Raw genomic sequence first — 15,881 nt, 5'->3', positions numbered from 1 at the left:
CCAGCCAAATACTGTTGATTTAACAACTAAAAGCAAAAATTCAATGATACTCTTCGTTTTTATCCCTAAATTCGTTGCCTAGTGAATTTGAAATAGTAAAAGAAGCAAGAAGCTGGTATTCAGTTTTTTGTGTTTAAAAAAATATTCATAGCTATATTAGATGAATAAATTATTGCAATATCTCAAAACGATCACGTTCAGAAATAACCTTATTATTGCGCTCGTTACGGGTTTCGTGCTCCTGCTCCTGACATTTTTTGTTTTACGTTTCTATACCCGCCATGGGGAGTCGATTGCGGTTCCCAATCTGAAGGGAATGGAGATAGAAGAGGCCATAAGAGCGCTGGAGGCCCAAGGGTTCCGTTATCAAATAGATTCAGTGTACCAAGCGGACAGTCCTCCCGGATTGGTTATTGAGCAAGATCCGGATATGGGCACCAAGGTAAAAAACAATAGGACCCTGTACTTGACCATCATTACCAAAAGTGCGCCTGAAGTGCAGTTTCCAGATTTGGTGGACATGGCCCTTGTAGAAGCCTTAGCTACCTTGAACAACTACGGACTGAAACTGGGCGATACCACCTATATACCCGACATCGCACGTGACCGTGTGCTGGAGGTAAATTATGGTGGGCAAGATATACAGGTGGGCCAACTTATCCCCAAGGGCTCGAAGATAGATCTGATACTGGGCGATGGGCGTGGGGATAGTGAGGTAGAAGTTCCGGATCTCAGGGGGTTCACGCTGGATGAGGCTCGATTCACACTTCAAGGGGCATCCTTGTCGCTTGGCAATGTGACCTATGTGGGGTCTGTGACGGACTCGAGCGCTGCTAGGATTATCCGGCAAACTCCTGCTGCAGATTCCACGGGGCAAAAGAAAGTTAGCATTGGCACAGGCATCAATCTCGAATTGAGCAACTGATTCGCTGTTAGCTATTAGCTATTAGTTGTTGTGGAGCATATGCTGGAACCCCATCTACGGGAGTAAATCATTGAAAAAACGTTTAATGGAAACAAATAAGAAAAAAAGTAAAGGAAAAAAAGTACTATTGGCCTTCCTACTGGCCGTTCTGGTGGCTGGGGGAATTATTGCCTATCGCTACTATGAGCGGTATTTTGCTCCAAACGTAACCGACAGCGAGCAATACCTATATGTACCTACCGGGTCTACCATAGACAGTGTCATTCACAATTTGGCTATAAATAACATCGTAAAAGACACAGCCACCTTCCGCTGGGCAGCTACAAAAATGGAATATCCCAGCCGTGTAAAGGCGGGAAAATACAGGCTCACACCAGGTATGAACAATAGGGCTTTGATCAATATGCTGGGCGGTGGTCTCCAAGAGCCTGTGAAGCTACGTTTTCAGAACGTGAGGCTCAAAAGTGATTTTGCGGCATTGGTGGCCTCACAGCTAGAGCCAGATTCGGCTATCGTCATGCAGCTTTTCTACGATGAAACGCTCGCCCATAAATATGGATTCAATACGGACAACTTTTACAGCATGTTCATTCCCAATACCTATGAGCTGTATTGGAATACTTCCGCTCCCGATTTTTTTGAGCGTATGCACAGCGAATATGAAAAATTTTGGACAGAAGAAAGAAGGGCAAAGGCAAGCGACCTGAACCTTACGCCCATACAGGTAAGCATATTGGCATCTATAGTACGTGGAGAGGCCTTGCACAATGACGAAATGCCTGCCATAGCAGGACTATATCTCAACCGTTTACGAAAAGGCATGCTGCTGCAGGCAGATCCTACGGTGATTTTTGCCACCAATGATTTCACCATTCGCCGGGTATTGAACAAGCATTTGTCCACGGATTCGCCTTATAATACCTACCTTTACAAAGGTCTTCCACCAGGGCCCATCAATATGCCCAGTATAGCTGCCATAGACGGCGTACTGAACTACAAGAAACACAATTATTTGTATATGTGCGCCAAAGATGATTTTTCTGGCTATCACAATTTTGCACAGACCGTGAGCGAGCATCTTGTAAATGCCCGGAAATTCCAGCAGGCACTTAACGAAAGAAATATAAAGAAATAACGTCATGTTTGTATTTGAGACTTCCATCAGGGTACGATACGGAGAAACCGACCAAATGGGCTATATGTACTATGGTAACTATGCCGAGTACTATGAGGTAGCCCGTACGGAAATGATGCGGAGCTTGGGCACCTCTTATAGTGCTATGGAGCAAAATAAGGTGATGCTTCCGGTCATTGAACTGCACTGCAAGTATATCAAGCCGGCCCATTACGATGAGCTCTTGCGTGTGCGCGTCATCCTGAAGGAAATGCCCAAGGTGAGGATGCGGTTTGAATACGAGGTATACAATCCCAAGGATGAATTGATCAATACGGGTGAAACCACCTTGGTATTTGTGGATATGATGAAGAACAAACCCTGTCTTTGTCCCGCGGATTTTGCCAGCATGCTGAAACCCTATTTTGAAGATAATACATGAATTGGCTAAGAAAAAAACTGGAGGATTTTAAGCCCTATCAATATTTCATTGAGTGGACGAAGATCGTTGTGCTGCCCGGTTTCGGGAAACTGCCCTTGTACACCGTGGCCTTGTTCTTCTTCCAGGAAATAGCGAGGGAGTCTCTCCTAAATAAAGCCTCTTCCCTAGCCTATTCATTCATGTTGGCCATTTTTCCCGGCATCATCTTTCTCTTCACGCTCATCCCTTATATACCTATTGACAACTTTCAGGAGCAATTGCTGGAATTCATGAGCATGATATTGCCGCACAATGCCTACCTCGCCATCCAGTCGACACTCGAAGACATTGTGAAAAACCAAAACAGCCGATTGCTCTCCGTCGGTTTTCTCATGGCCCTCATCTTTTCCACCAATGGCATACACAGTCTGATGGTAGCCTTCAATAAGTCGTCGCTCATTACGGAAAGTAGAAGTTTCATCAAACAGCGGCTGGTATCCATCGCGCTAAGCTTTATGATGGTAATGGCACTGGCAATAGGAATGGGTATCATTACTTCTGCCAATTATATTATCCATTACCTGGAAACGAATATCGAGATCAACAATAGTATTTGGACCTGGCTCATTGGCCTCACCAGATGGATCATCCTGCTGGCCATTTATTTCTTTACCTTGAACATGCTCTATCGTTTCGGCCCGTCCAAACCCATGGCGTGGCGTTTTTTCAGCCCCGGAGCCACCCTTGCCACTATTTTGGCCGCGCTGACCTTTTGGGGCTTTGCCTATTACATCAACAATTTCAACACCTACAACAAGCTCTATGGCTCCATAGGCACGCTCATCGTCATCATGGTGTGGCTCTATATCAACTCGCTTATCCTACTACTGGGCTTCGAACTGAATGCCAGCATCATGCTTTCCAAAAACAGCATAAAAATCGTGAAACCCAGGTTCAACAGCTTCAAGTCTGACGATAAAGTGCAAGACAAATTGATAAAGAAAAGATAATGCCCCTCTCCTTATCTAAACTTTCTGCTGTTTATATCTTCAGTTTTTGGAGACATTTTTAACAATGTCACTTCTCTGTTGTTGTAATGGAGCTTGATATAGTTCTTGTGCATGATGGTTATCTTCACAGGTGTGCTCTCTACCACACGACCTACGATGTCTAGGTATTCCATACGTCCCTGCAGAAGGGAATCTACTACCTTGCCCTTTCCTTCGTCCATGATAAGACGCTGAAAAATACTGCCATTGGCAGAGATGAACTGGATGCGTTGGTTGGGATAAAACACCACGCGTTGTACTTTGGAATCACCAGACACTTTTACCCAGCTACCTACGAGCGATTCAAATTTAGAAGATCTGGAAGCTGCCAATAACGGCAGCAAAAACAGGGTGAATAAATAGAAACTCCTTTTCATCATATACTTGTTTTAAAAAATAAACCATGAAATTAGATTCTTATTCGTTAAAGAACAGCTATTCTTGCCATTATGTATATTTCAAATTTATAGCTTTTGTGTTTGACAGTCAAGCAAAAAAGATATTCGTTTGCGTCCCCTGAGAAGATTAGAAGACGATAGCTGCCATGCTCCACTGTCCATAAATGAACAAGCAGTGTCCGAAAACGTACATTATCAAATAAATAAAAAATACATAACAAATTATAAATCAATAAATTGCATTTATGGAATAAAAAAGGCGGCAGGAAATTAAAGACCAAAGCAGTATAAGCTGCCCGCTGTGTGTTACGAGTTATGAGCTATAAAAAGGCCGATATACGTAGAAACGAGTCTCAAATCTCATATCTAATGTCTCAAATCTAAATACTATGATAAAGAACTACTTCAAAATTGCCATTCGGAACCTTTGGAAGCATCGGCTCTTTACAGCCATCAACGTGCTTTCGCTGGTGCTGTGCCTCACAAGCGTCATTGGAATCCTGCTATTGGTAAACAAACTGGTCACTTTTGACGATTTCCACGAAAAGGGCGATCGCTTATATGCTTTAGAGGAAGGAAACAAAGACAATGCGCTGTCTCCCGGAACTGTTTTTCCTATTGCCAAACTATTGCAGACAGATTTTCCAGAAGTGGAAAAATCAACCAGAACTCTCACTTGGGACACCTATATATTGAAGTATGGCGGAGGAGATTGGTCTATCACCCCAGACTTTGTGGATCCCGACTTTCTGGAGATGTTCACCTTCCCCTTGCTGTATGGCAATGAACAAACTGCCCTGAACGACGTTAATAGCATTGTCCTCTCAGATGAATTGGCCCAGCGCATATTCGGCAAGCTCAATCCAGTGGGTAGGGAAATCCAATGGAACGATTCGCTCCGGCTCACGGTCACGGGTGTGCTCAAGAAGCTTCCCGGTGCATCTTCCCTGCAATTCAGCGCTTTGATGCCCGTGCAATGGCTCTACATGCAAACACCTTATTTCAGACAAATGGCGGACGGATGGGAAAATAGATTCGTCACTTCTTATGTCTTGTTGAAAGAGGGTGTCAACAGGGAAGCTTTTGAAAGAAAGCTAAACCAGGCGGCTGGCCATTACTTTCCGCGAAAGGATTTGGAACCACAATTGGGGATTCTTCTGTACAGGGACATCACGCCCCGCTATGAACCACAAATCAACTACTATATCGGCGGTTTACGCCTGATAGTCATTTTCCTGGTATTGATTGCCAGCGTCAACCTCATTAACCTTAGCTCTGCCGCGGCCTTCTACCGCATTCGGGAAGTGGGCGTTCGGAACGTATTGGGATCGTTCAAGCGGCAGATCATGGCTCTGTTTCTCACGGAAACCTTTTTGCTGGTTTCCATGGCCCTCGCCATCAGCCTTTCATTGATCGCCCCATTAATCCGCTACTTCAACAGAGAATTGCTCACCGAGTTCTCGGTCGATTTCATCTGGCATATGGACTATCCCGTGGTACTACAGGTCTGCCTGCTCTTTATCCTATTGGCTTTCATTTCCGCTTGGATTCCGGCCAAACGCCTGCTACGCACGCCCGTCGCCCTGGCCTTGAAAGGAAAGGCCTCTAACCTCCCCAAAAGAAACCCTTTGCAACAGGGCTTAATTGTACTCCAATTTGCTTTGGCAGTTGTATTTGTGTTCCTTACGGTGACGGTTCAGCAACAAATGCGTTATATGAAAAATGCCAACCTGGGATTTGATAAGGATCAGGTGATGGTCGTAGACACATACCTCGGGTTCAAAGATAGGGAAAAAGCATACCAATCCCTCGATCAGGCCATTCGCCAGCTTGCTGATTTCCAGAACATCCAACATTATACGACTAGCCAAAACATTCCCGGTCAATATCGTAACTGGTTCAATACCTATACCGCAAGAAAAGACCAAGCCGATGCATCGGAAGTTTACTGCAGGGTAAGCTATGATCTGGACAGCGCTTACTTTCCCACATATGGCATTGATTTTTTAGCTGGCACCAATTTTCATGACCCCAAGGCACTGGCAAAGACCAATGCGGTGATACTCAACCGACGGGCAGCATTGGCCTTCGGCTGGCAGCCAGAAGAGGCAATAGGCGAATCTATCTACGGCAAGGGAGAAACAGGTGAAGCCTATACCGTGATTGGCGTAACGGCCGATTTCAACTATAGGGCGCTCAACAGCGGCATAGAACCCTTGGCTCATTTCGGCAATAATACAGGAGCGGTATCCATGCAAAGTGGTCATCAATTCCTCAGCATACGCATTGATCCTACCAAGGCACAACCTGTTGTACAATACCTAAGGAATGCATTTGCCCAAATACCCGCCACGGGTACCTTTGCCTATTCGTACAGCAATGAAGTATTCGACAAGCAGTACGAGCGGGAAGATGTGGTGATGACTCTCATTGCCACGGCTGGTGCCATTGCTATTTTTGTGGCCTGTGCGGGTACCTTCGGACTGACGGCCCAATTGGCCCGACTGCGCACGAAGGAAATCGGTGTCCGCAAGGTGCTTGGCGCGTCCGTGCGGCAATTGGTAGCGCTTCTTTCCCTTCGTTTCCTGATTTTGGTGGGAATAGCTGTTGTGCTAGCACTGCCACTTGGTTACTGGGGAGCTTCCCTTTGGTTGGAAGAATTTCCCTATCGCATTGCCATCAGCTGGTGGATGTTTGCCTTAACGGCCGCGGCCGTATTGGCCATTGCTTTTGCAACGGTCAGCTTTCAGGCCATCAAAGCCGCTTTGGCCAATCCGGTGGAGTCTTTGAGAGATGAATAGGAATGGCTGTCAGCTATCAGAAATCGGCTATCGGCTGACTTTCTGATCGCTGACCGCTGATGGCCGAAAACTGACTACTGATAGCTTAATCGAGAGATTGCAAATTGATATATTACACACACAGCTCACAACTGGAAACTGGCAACTCACAACTATACAATGCGTATCCTTCTTTTCATATTACTATTTGTTCCGATTAAAGGGCTTTCCCAGGAAATGAGTTCGCTAAGGCCGCAAAACGGTGGCAAGGTAGGCTATATCCCTTATGACGCTGCATTGGACGATAGTACATTTAACTTGTGTGGAGCAAAGGAAATTCCCGAATACTATGGCGTTTCCGGTGGTTATCGCGGCGGTAGAAAGAAGTTGTTGAGTTTGTTGAAGCAGCTCAAATTTCCCAAAAGTGACGTCAAGCCATTATCAGGCTACATCACCATTCGTTTCGTTGTGAACTGTGAAGGCAAGACAGACCGTTTTAGGGTCTTGCAGGTAGATGAAAACTACCATAATAGCCATTTTCATCCCAGCCTCGTGGACTCCATATTGTCGTTCACCAAGAAATTGGACGATTGGTTGCCTGCAACTATAGACAATCAACCCTATGCCTATTTTCAATACTTGACCTTTAAAATAAGAAATGGGATACCCGTGGATATTTTGCCTTAGTCTCTGCTTGGTTATAGCAGCGTGTAATGGTCCCAAAAAGGCCGATCCAATCACAGATTGTGAACTGGCAGAAGAATTGTATGAGCGGCACGGGAGGCAAGGCAGCCACCGTTCCCAAATTTATCTCGATAGTGCCATCAAGCTATGCCCTAGTCTTGCCAAGGCTTGGAGAGAAATCAGCGTGCCCTATCTAAAACGGGGTGATTACGCCACTTGGTCACACTACATGGATAGAGCCGTTGAGCTGGAACCAGCGCATTATTTGAACGTTCGCGGATGGTGCAAGATAAAATTCCTGCACGATTATGAGGGCGGATTGGACGATCTCTTGCGATATGATCAATTGATTGAAAGCGATCTCAAGATAGCAGGTGAGTACAATCTCTATACCTGGATGGCTTTTGCCAAACTGGGGCTGGGTGATTCGCTAGCTGCCTTGGAATACTTCAATAAAAGTATTGAATCGGCATTGGCAAAAGGGGAAGAATGGATAGGCCAATATGATTACCTCTATCGGGGTATATTGAAATTAGAGCTAAAAAACTATGATGGGGCTATGCAAGATTTTGACGAACAAATTCGCCTGTATGACAAGTTGGCGGATGTACACTACTATAAAGGATTGACGTGGCAACGAATGGGACAAGGATCCAAGGCACAGGCCGCTCTCCGGAGGGCTCATCAATTGTTTACAGATGAAGGCAACCATATAAGCGATCCTTATGTAGAAATGCCCTGGGAAATCTATTTGGAGGATATTGATAGTTTACTAAGTTTTAGGAGGTAAATAATCCTTTTTATATTTACGTTGCTGGAAATTGTTGATTTCAACGACGGTAAATGTATTTTACCTCTGCAATGCTTCTTACATCCCATCCTTACTCCCTTAAAAGTTTAATACTGGGAAATGGAAAGTTCTCATTGGCCAAAAATCTCACGTTAAGCTATATGTGCCAAATCTATATTTTGGACAACTGCCATCACAAAACATGCATTAAACCATTTGTCCACATATGAACAATGAGTGTCCGAAAACGAACATAGCAGCTTAGGTCAAATTGCACAACCCATTAAAAAACAGCATATTATTTTTTTGGAACGAAATCGGCTATTAGGAATCCGAAATTAGTTGTCGGCTGATGTTCAAGTCAAGTATATAAAAGGTTATATTTCGTCTTTTAGACTGCCGTGTAAGGAAACGAGAAAATCAGTATTGGAATAACAATTTTACCGAGCAACAGCTAAAAACAAATATGATTCATAAAAATCAAACTATGACCAAAATCACTATTTCAATTTTAATAGCCATTTTAATTTCGACATTCAGTTTTGGGCAAAACTGTAACTGCGAAAGCAATTTTAAATGGGTGAAACAAACTTTTGAAGAAAATGATGCTGGTTTTCAATATGTGATAGACCAAAAAGGAAGAGATGCTTATGAAACTCATAACACAGCGATATTAATAAGGGTTCAGGCCGCTAAGACACTGCAAGAATGTACGCGTATTTTATATGACTGGTTGAGATTTTTCCGTAAAGGGCATTTTGGGATCGCATTGAAGCAACAAAGTACACCACAACCCATAGCCGCAGAAATCAACTTAGCTTCGAATCAGAAGAGCTTAAAAGTTGACGATAAAGCATTTGAAGATTATGTAAGCTCGTTAAAAGGCATGACACCTGAAGGTGTATGGGTCTCTGGACCTTATACCATAGGTATTATCAAAACCGAAAATGACTATACGGGGTTCATCGTCGACGCACCTGGAACCCAATGGAAAAAGCATCAAATTAAACTAAAACTATATCCTGACAGCAATACCCACACCTATACAGGCGAAATGTGGATGAGAAATTTCTCTAAGATAGAAGGCCAAAATGTAGAGCTAATAGGCAAAAACCATATCAGAATAGGGAACACATTTTTGTTGAAAAGAGAAAACCCTGTTTATGAAGACGCACAAAAGGTAAAAGACTATCTTGAGTTCATAAATAGCACACAACCGTATTTTAAAAAGATATCGGATAAAACCAGTTATCTGAGAATTCCGAATTTTAACATTTCACAAAAAAAACAATCGACAGTGTGATGAACGCCAATCATCGCACAATTCTTGGCACCTTAAATCTTGTAATTGACTTGCGCGGCAATGGAGGGGGTGCCGATGGTTCCTTTCGAAGCCTTATACCCTATCTCTATACCAATCCAATTAGAACTGTTGGTGTCAAATTACTCTCTACTAAGCAAAACAACCAGGCTATGCTGAATTATTCGCAAGACGATAATTTTAACGAGTCGGATAGAAAATGGTTTAAGGATGCCTACGAAAAGTTGGACAAGAATCTCGGTAAATTCGTTCAACTTAACGACGATATTATTTCCATACAGAAACTCGACACTATATACCCGCAGCCTAAGAATATTGCCATTATTATAAATGAAGTCAATGCCAGTACAACCGAACAATTTCTTTTAGCCGCTAAACAGAGTAAAAAGGTAAAATTATTTGGGACCACAACTTTTGGCGCTTTGGATATTTCCAATATGACTGGCGCTCAATCTCCTTGTGGTGAGTTTGAACTATGGTATTGCGTTTCAAAAAGTCATAGAATACCAGATATGGCTATTGATGGAAAAGGAATTCAACCTGATTACTATATAGACAAAAGTATTCCTCCATATAAATGGGTTGACTTTGTAAATAAAGTAATAAGTGAGAACTAAATATGGAGCGCACGATATCAGTTCCGTTCAATACCGTGAAGCGTAGTAAGAAAATAGGGATACGGAAAGTATTGGGGCCATTTAGTTGCCAGTTATGTGCCTCGTCCGACTACTGACGGATTGTGAGCTACGAGAGGAACTGACAACAACAATGCACAACTAAATAATGACACACTAGTATTTGTAAAAACATAATTGCATTTCATATCAACAAAGTATATATTTATAGGATATCTAATAAAGCTATGAAAACCGTATCCCTTAAAATAGATGATTCCATTTTTGGAGAGACCGAAAAGATTCTTGCGGATATGTGTATTCCCAGAAATCGTTATATCAACGAAGCACTGGAATACTACAATAAGATTCAAAAACGGAGAATGCTGGAGAAGCAGCTCAAAAGCGAATCCCATCTAGTGAAAATAGATTCCATGAACGTGCTTAAGGATTTTGAGAATATAGATTATGGAGATTAATCAATTCGAAATCTGGGTTGCGGATCTAAATCCTCAAATTGGCACGGAAACTTAAAAAACAAGGCCAGTTTTAGTCATCCAAACTAATCTCCTAAATCAAATTCCCCATCCATCAACAATCATTTGCCCAATAACGACAAATGTTCAAAAAGATGCAGCTATTTTAAGGGTACATGTTAAAAAGGGTACTGGATATCTATTGGAGCATTGCGATATTATGATTGATCAAATCAGGGCAATAGATAACAAAAGATTAATTAAGAAAATAGGAAAATTACCCGCCCATCTCATAGAGAAAGTAAAGGAAAATGTACTGGTTGTCCTCGATATTGAAGCATAGATTAAGTTCTATGATGTTTTGTACGGATAGATGATCGTATGCCCAGCCAGTGCGGAGGAAAGGGGGAAGAATTGCGTGAATGTATTTATCAGTCTCACCTCCCCCTACCCCCTCCAGAGGGGGATAGCGATCCACCATGGCAGTGCTAAAGCAAGGTAGTGCAAATGACGATTGTATCGCTTTTGCCAAGCAAATGTAACATACCGTTGCCCACACCATCCATCATAGAACCAATAAATTAGCTCTTCGAAATGCCCCGGTGAACCTGGTATAACCACATTTATTCATAGATTTGTTGCCACACAAGCATGCTTATGTTGGCCAGGTTCCTTTTCCAAAAAATCGACAATGCGCAGATCATCGTTTTCAGGATCTTTCTAGGGATTTTGATCATGGCTGAATGCTGGGGAGCCATACTGACCGGTTGGGTCAAGAAAGTATTTGTGGACCCAGCTTTTACCTTTACCTTTTTTGGCTTTGAATGGACCCAATTCCTATTGGGACAAACCATGTATTATTATTTTGTCGTTTTGGGCATATTGGGCCTGCTGATTGCCTTAGGCCTGTTTTACAGAGCATCTATGCTGCTATTTGCCATAGGCTGGTCTATAGCCTATTTGATGCAAAAAACACATTATAACAACCATTACTATCTCCTCATGCTCGTATGCTGGATCATGGTTTTTATACCTGCTCACCGCTACCTATCGCTTGATGTAGGCCGTCATCCGCACATGAAATCACCGTACACCTGTCATTGGAATCGGCTGTTGTTCATTGCACAACTACTCATCCTCTATGTTTTCGCCGCCATTGCAAAGATCTATCCGGGTTGGTACACCGGACAGTACCTACACCTTCGTTTTGGGCAGTCGGCTCACTGGTTCAGGCAGCAACTCGACTGGCAAAAGATGGCTTCCTTGTTGGAAAACGAGCACTTTGCCTTGATCGTATCCTGGATCGGAATCGGTTTCGACTTCCTGATTATCCCGCTACTACTCTGGAGGCGAACGCGCGTAGTCGCATTTGTGGCCGCATTGATCTTTCACCTGTTCAACTCCATTACCTTGCAAATTGGGATCTTTCCCTACTTCGCATTGGCCCTTTCCATCTTCTGCTTTCCTCCCGAAAGTATCAGAAAGCTGTTTCTTCCGCGAAAAATCCCGTTCAAAACCATCAACCAAAAGCCGGATACATCCCCATCGCGGCGACAAAAGGCTATTACCTTGGCACTATCGATCTACATTTTGTGGCAGGTTTACCTGCCGCTACGCCATTGGTTTATACCGGGCGATGTGCTATGGACAGAGGAAGGTCATAGACTGGCATGGAGGATGATGTTGAGAACGAAATCGGCCACTGTCCAGTTCTGGATAACCGATAAACACACAGGTAAAAAGGAATTGGTAGATTTGAACAAATACCTGACGAGGGATCAACGGCATGGCATGGGTGCGGCTCCGGACATGATCTGGCAATTTGCACAGCACCTAAAGAAACAATATCGGGAGAATGGAAAGGATATTGCCATTTACGTACACGCCAAGGTATCGATAAACGGAAGTGCTTATTATGACTTTATCAATTCAGAGACTGACCTTGCCCATGTGAAATGGGGCTATTTTTCCCATCAGGATTGGATTCTCGATCCACCTGAAAAACTCGAAAAACCGAGCGAAGGCAAGCTGCACCGTATATATTGACATCCTTTTGTAGAGAGGAATACACATCTTTTAGACCTACCTAGATTAAATTGTCCAAAAGTGAACATGAAGTGTTCGTTTTCGGACACTTACACGAAAGCAAAAACTTATAAAATCTTATTTATCAATGAATTGCTATTTTGGAATGAAATCGGCATATCATAATCCAAACTCGGCGGGACGGATAGGAGAAGTTGTAAGTTGAAATTGTTAAGTCGAAAGCTTTAAGTCAACAAGTGGCGTAGCCACCAGAAAATTTAGAACTTACCTGCCTGCGGTAGGCAGGATACTTACCACTTCAAACTCAACGAGATTTTCTGATGTCTGACATCTCATATCTCAATACGCATATCTCAATACTAAAAAAATGATAAAGAACTACTTCAAGATCGCATTCCGCACCTTGTTTAAGAACAGGACCTATTCCGCTATCAATATTACCGGATTGGCCGTTAGCCTCACAGCTTCCGTCCTATTGCTGCTTTGGGTATGGGATGAGTTGAGCTACGACCGTATGCACAGCAAGGCAGACCGTATCTACATAGCGGCGGCGGCTATTGGTAAAAGTAAAGATCAAATCTGGCCAGTGACCAACGCGCCATTGGCCATTTTTGGCAAAGCGGAAATCCCCGCCATAGAGGATGCTTGTCGTACATCAACTTTCAACGGTGATATATTGCTGGAATATGGGGACAAAAAATTCAACGAAAGCCGAGTCTATGTAGACGGCAATTTTTTTCAAATCTTCGACTTCAAGCTGCTGGAAGGCGATCCCGCTAAACCATTCCCGGATAACCGATCTATTGTGTTGGACAAGACCACGGCAGAAAAATACTTCGGCAAGGAACCCGCCATAGGCAAGGTATTACAAGTGAAAGATGGCAATAGTTATAAAGTGACCGGTGTGATGGAAGATATGCCCAAAAACTCCGATTGGCAATTCCCTTTAATCTTACCTTTTGATATATTGGCAGAAAACAGGCCGAATAATCCACTGAATGCCGATTGGGGCAATCTCAACTATCAGACCTTCTTCTTGCTCAAGCCTGGCGCCGATGCAGCCGCAGTGGGCAGGCAATTGGCCGACATTCACCGGAAAAACCAACAGGCCGATTTCTGGAAGGATCTCAATTACCTCATGCAGCCGCTCACCAAATACCACCTGTATTCGGCAGATGGTGATGAGCAGGGCATGAAACAAGTCAAGATTTTCGCCCTCGTGGCCGTGGTCATCTTGCTTATTGCCTGTATCAATTATGTCAATCTGGTCACCGCGCGCTCTACCCGCAGAAGCAAGGAAGTAAGCGTGCGCAAGGTGGTAGGTGCCAATAAAGGTCACCTTTTCTGGCAGTTTATCTCCGAGTCTTTTGTGGTATTTATTATCTCCATGCTGATCGCCATCGGACTGCTGTTTGCCTTAATGCCGCTGTACAATAGCCTGTCCGGAAAAGAAATGGTATTCAGCTTATTTGATGGCAAGGTATGGGCCATCTTTGGCTTGGCCTTACTAGCCGTGTTGGCTTTGGCTGGCGTATACCCTGCCTTGATGCTCTCCTCCTTCAATCCGGCATTGGCGCTCAAGGGCATTATACCGGGACTAGGAAAGAACAGCGGATTCCGTAAAGCGCTTGTGATCATTCAATTCACCTGTTCGGTCGTATTGATTGTATCTACGATAATCATTAGTAGGCAACTGGAATACATCAGGAGCATGGACTTGGGCTATTCTAAAGATAATACCTTCACATTTAACAGCTACAATTTCAGGAAAAATTACGAAAATATCAGCCGACAATTGGAGCAACAACCCGGCATACTGGGCGTAACCACCTCCAGCCAACGCATATTAAACGTGCAAAGTTCAACCGGCGATTTGGAATGGGAAGGCAAGCCAGCCGATATGAGCAACTTCATGATCAATCAACTGTCGGTAGACCGTACGTTCCCAGAGGTGATGGATATGCAATTGATAGCGGGCAAGGGCTTCACCGGAACCGCGGCAGACAGCAGCTATTATCTCCTAAACGAAACGGCTATCAAGGTCATGGGGCTGGAAGATCCCGTAGGTAAGCCCGTCACGTTTCATGACAATCCGGGCATTATCGCCGGAATAGTGAAGGATTTTCATTTCAAGGACATGAAAACGGCTATTGAGCCCTGCATCCTATTTATGGATCCCAGCTGGGGTTGGAACACCATGTACGTAAAAACCACGGGAAAAGATGCCAAAATAGCCCTCGCAGCGGTAGAGAAAATTTGGAAGCAGTACAATGCCGACTATGAATTCAATTACAATTTCATGGACGAGTCGTTCGACAATATGTACAAGAGCGACATCCGCTCGGGCAAATTGTTTAATATTTTCGCAGGTGTGGCCATCCTGCTCTCCTGCCTTGGTCTGTTTGGTCTGGTCACGTTCACCGCCGAGACCAAGTTCAAGGAAATCGGCATACGCAAGACATTGGGTGCCAGCGTGGGCAACATCATATTGCTGATTTCAAAGGATTTCCTTAAGCTAGTAGGAATCTCCTTCGTGGTTGCTTTCCCGCTCGGTTGGTGGATGATGAACAAGTGGCTGGACAACTATGCATATCGTACCAGTATAGAATGGTGGGTATTTGGCATAGCAGGCCTTACTGCCTTTGCCATCGCGGCCATCACGGTCTGCGGTAAATCGCTGAAAGCCGCGCAGGAAAATCCGATCAAGGCGATCAGGACGGAGTAAATGGCTATAAGCGGTCGGCGTCATAATTAAATTATATGTAAATCAATCTATTGCATGATAATAGCTTCTTTGAGCATTTCGGTGGGTTGCACGTTTTGGGTGTTATGTGGACTTTGCCTGAGTATAGCAAATAGTTGCTATATGCTTGCTATATACTTACTATAAGGTTGCTATAACTCCTATTTCCTATGTACGAAAAATATGAGAGAATTCAAAGAGATAAGGGAGATTTAAAGGCTAATTGCCTAAGAGCTTGTTTAAAATTTTAACGAAATTTTTGTTATACTGATTTTGAATTTGTCTTTGCTAAAATTTAAACAGGCTCTAAAACATTGTTCAAAAACAAATAAATTAAACCATAAACGCAAACACCTACAACAGGTATTTGCTGTCCGATACCGAACATAAATTGTCCGATATCGGACATCCGAATGAAAACACCCAAACGTAATTCATTAAAAATAAATAGTTTGTGAAATTGGAACAATATCAGCTTTAGCTACCGCAAATCTCGTTTGAATCAACATAATTGGTCGGC

15 protein-coding genes are annotated in these 15,881 nt (G+C 43.5%); 13 read left to right on the top strand and 2 right to left on the bottom strand.

Translation table 11 applies throughout. The features are described 5' to 3' along the window. The first annotated feature begins 160 nt into the window (after positions 1-160). The 4 genes from A37S_RS0112250 (at position 161) to A37S_RS0112235 (ending at position 3,470) form a co-directional block, all read left to right on the top strand. Complete coding sequence (locus A37S_RS0112250) at positions 161-925, top strand: PASTA domain-containing protein (protein WP_028297234.1); 765 nt, start codon at positions 161-163, stop codon at positions 923-925. Between the two features lie 85 nt (positions 926-1,010). Next, complete coding sequence (mltG, locus tag A37S_RS0112245; protein WP_028297233.1) at positions 1,011-2,060, top strand: endolytic transglycosylase MltG; 1,050 nt, start codon at positions 1,011-1,013, stop codon at positions 2,058-2,060. A gap of 4 nt (positions 2,061-2,064) precedes the next feature. Beyond that, complete coding sequence (locus tag A37S_RS0112240) at positions 2,065-2,481, top strand: acyl-CoA thioesterase (protein ID WP_028297232.1); 417 nt, start codon at positions 2,065-2,067, stop codon at positions 2,479-2,481. Beyond that, positions 2,478-3,470: a YihY/virulence factor BrkB family protein gene (locus tag A37S_RS0112235; protein ID WP_028297231.1), complete on the top strand. Its 993-nt coding sequence runs from the start codon at positions 2,478-2,480 to the stop codon at positions 3,468-3,470. Before A37S_RS0112240 ends, A37S_RS0112235 begins: the two co-directional genes overlap by 4 nt. A gap of 11 nt (positions 3,471-3,481) precedes the next feature. On the opposite strand, the gene A37S_RS0112230 is transcribed toward A37S_RS0112235, so the two are convergent. Next, positions 3,482-3,889 (bottom strand): hypothetical protein, encoded by a 408-nt coding sequence (locus tag A37S_RS0112230; protein ID WP_028297230.1) that lies wholly within the window; start codon positions 3,887-3,889, stop codon positions 3,482-3,484. A gap of 407 nt (positions 3,890-4,296) precedes the next feature. On the opposite strand from A37S_RS0112230, the gene A37S_RS0112225 reads away from it, so the two are divergent. From A37S_RS0112225 to A37S_RS28320, 7 genes are all read left to right on the top strand, one after another. Next, positions 4,297-6,708, top strand: a complete 2,412-nt coding sequence (locus A37S_RS0112225; RefSeq protein WP_028297229.1) for an ABC transporter permease — start codon at positions 4,297-4,299, stop codon at positions 6,706-6,708. A gap of 216 nt (positions 6,709-6,924) precedes the next feature. Then, positions 6,925-7,374 carry a hypothetical protein gene (locus A37S_RS0112220; protein WP_051293096.1) on the top strand — a complete coding sequence of 150 codons (450 nt, stop codon included), beginning with the start codon at positions 6,925-6,927 and terminating at the stop codon, positions 7,372-7,374. Next, positions 7,346-8,161 carry a tetratricopeptide repeat protein gene (locus tag A37S_RS0112215; protein ID WP_157278616.1) on the top strand — a complete coding sequence of 272 codons (816 nt, stop codon included), beginning with the start codon at positions 7,346-7,348 and terminating at the stop codon, positions 8,159-8,161. The genes A37S_RS0112220 and A37S_RS0112215 overlap by 29 nt, the downstream gene beginning before the upstream one ends. Before the next feature lie 466 nt (positions 8,162-8,627). Further along, entirely contained in the window at positions 8,628-9,464 is an 837-nt protein-coding gene (locus A37S_RS26280; protein WP_051293094.1) for a hypothetical protein, read from the top strand. After that, positions 9,464-10,099, top strand: a complete 636-nt coding sequence (locus A37S_RS26275; RefSeq protein WP_051293091.1) for a S41 family peptidase — start codon at positions 9,464-9,466, stop codon at positions 10,097-10,099. Before A37S_RS26280 ends, A37S_RS26275 begins: the two co-directional genes overlap by 1 nt. A gap of 245 nt (positions 10,100-10,344) precedes the next feature. After that, the gene (locus A37S_RS0112205; RefSeq protein WP_028297226.1) at positions 10,345-10,575 is read left to right on the top strand and encodes a hypothetical protein; all 231 of its coding nucleotides are present in this window, start codon (positions 10,345-10,347) and stop codon (positions 10,573-10,575) included. Between the two features lie 76 nt (positions 10,576-10,651). After that, the gene (locus A37S_RS28320; protein WP_211229786.1) at positions 10,652-10,915 is read left to right on the top strand and encodes a type II toxin-antitoxin system PemK/MazF family toxin; all 264 of its coding nucleotides are present in this window, start codon (positions 10,652-10,654) and stop codon (positions 10,913-10,915) included. Here the strand turns inward: A37S_RS28320 and A37S_RS27495 are convergent. Next, the gene (locus tag A37S_RS27495) at positions 10,850-11,053 is read right to left on the bottom strand and encodes a hypothetical protein (RefSeq protein WP_028297225.1); all 204 of its coding nucleotides are present in this window, start codon (positions 11,051-11,053) and stop codon (positions 10,850-10,852) included. The genes A37S_RS28320 and A37S_RS27495 overlap by 66 nt on opposite strands. Positions 11,054-11,223: 170 nt before the next feature. On the opposite strand from A37S_RS27495, the gene A37S_RS0112195 reads away from it, so the two are divergent. Both A37S_RS0112195 and A37S_RS0112190 read left to right on the top strand, forming a co-directional pair. Then, positions 11,224-12,618 (top strand): HTTM domain-containing protein, encoded by a 1,395-nt coding sequence (locus A37S_RS0112195; protein ID WP_342663599.1) that lies wholly within the window; start codon positions 11,224-11,226, stop codon positions 12,616-12,618. 367 nt (positions 12,619-12,985) lie between these two features. After that, positions 12,986-15,343, top strand: a complete 2,358-nt coding sequence (locus A37S_RS0112190) for an ABC transporter permease (RefSeq protein ID WP_028297223.1) — start codon at positions 12,986-12,988, stop codon at positions 15,341-15,343. Positions 15,344-15,881: the final 538 nt, after the last annotated feature.

The sequence above is a fragment of the Olivibacter sitiensis DSM 17696 genome (genome assembly GCF_000427965.1).
GTDB classification, from domain to species: Bacteria; Bacteroidota; Bacteroidia; order Sphingobacteriales; family Sphingobacteriaceae; genus Olivibacter; species Olivibacter sitiensis.
The sequence above is the reverse complement of the archived record's forward strand: the minus strand, read 5'-3'. Positions and strand labels throughout refer to the sequence as shown.

Coding starts and splice junctions, on each gene's coding strand:
- A37S_RS0112230 (WP_028297230.1), bottom strand. CDS start 3,889: ATGATGAAAAGGAGTTTCTATTTATTCACCCTGTTTTTGCTGCCGTTA.
- A37S_RS0112220 (WP_051293096.1), top strand. CDS start 6,925: ATGAGTTCGCTAAGGCCGCAAAACGGTGGCAAGGTAGGCTATATCCCT.
- A37S_RS0112235 (WP_028297231.1), top strand. CDS start 2,478: ATGAATTGGCTAAGAAAAAAACTGGAGGATTTTAAGCCCTATCAATAT.
- A37S_RS0112240 (WP_028297232.1), top strand. CDS start 2,065: ATGTTTGTATTTGAGACTTCCATCAGGGTACGATACGGAGAAACCGAC.
- mltG (WP_028297233.1), top strand. CDS start 1,011: ATGGAAACAAATAAGAAAAAAAGTAAAGGAAAAAAAGTACTATTGGCC.
- A37S_RS26280 (WP_051293094.1), top strand. CDS start 8,628: ATGATTCATAAAAATCAAACTATGACCAAAATCACTATTTCAATTTTA.
- A37S_RS0112190 (WP_028297223.1), top strand. CDS start 12,986: ATGATAAAGAACTACTTCAAGATCGCATTCCGCACCTTGTTTAAGAAC.
- A37S_RS0112205 (WP_028297226.1), top strand. CDS start 10,345: ATGAAAACCGTATCCCTTAAAATAGATGATTCCATTTTTGGAGAGACC.
- A37S_RS0112195 (WP_342663599.1), top strand. CDS start 11,224: ATGCTTATGTTGGCCAGGTTCCTTTTCCAAAAAATCGACAATGCGCAG.
- A37S_RS0112225 (WP_028297229.1), top strand. CDS start 4,297: ATGATAAAGAACTACTTCAAAATTGCCATTCGGAACCTTTGGAAGCAT.
- A37S_RS0112215 (WP_157278616.1), top strand. CDS start 7,346: ATGGGATACCCGTGGATATTTTGCCTTAGTCTCTGCTTGGTTATAGCA.
- A37S_RS27495 (WP_028297225.1), bottom strand. CDS start 11,053: ATGGTGGATCGCTATCCCCCTCTGGAGGGGGTAGGGGGAGGTGAGACT.
- A37S_RS26275 (WP_051293091.1), top strand. CDS start 9,464: ATGAACGCCAATCATCGCACAATTCTTGGCACCTTAAATCTTGTAATT.
- A37S_RS0112250 (WP_028297234.1), top strand. CDS start 161: ATGAATAAATTATTGCAATATCTCAAAACGATCACGTTCAGAAATAAC.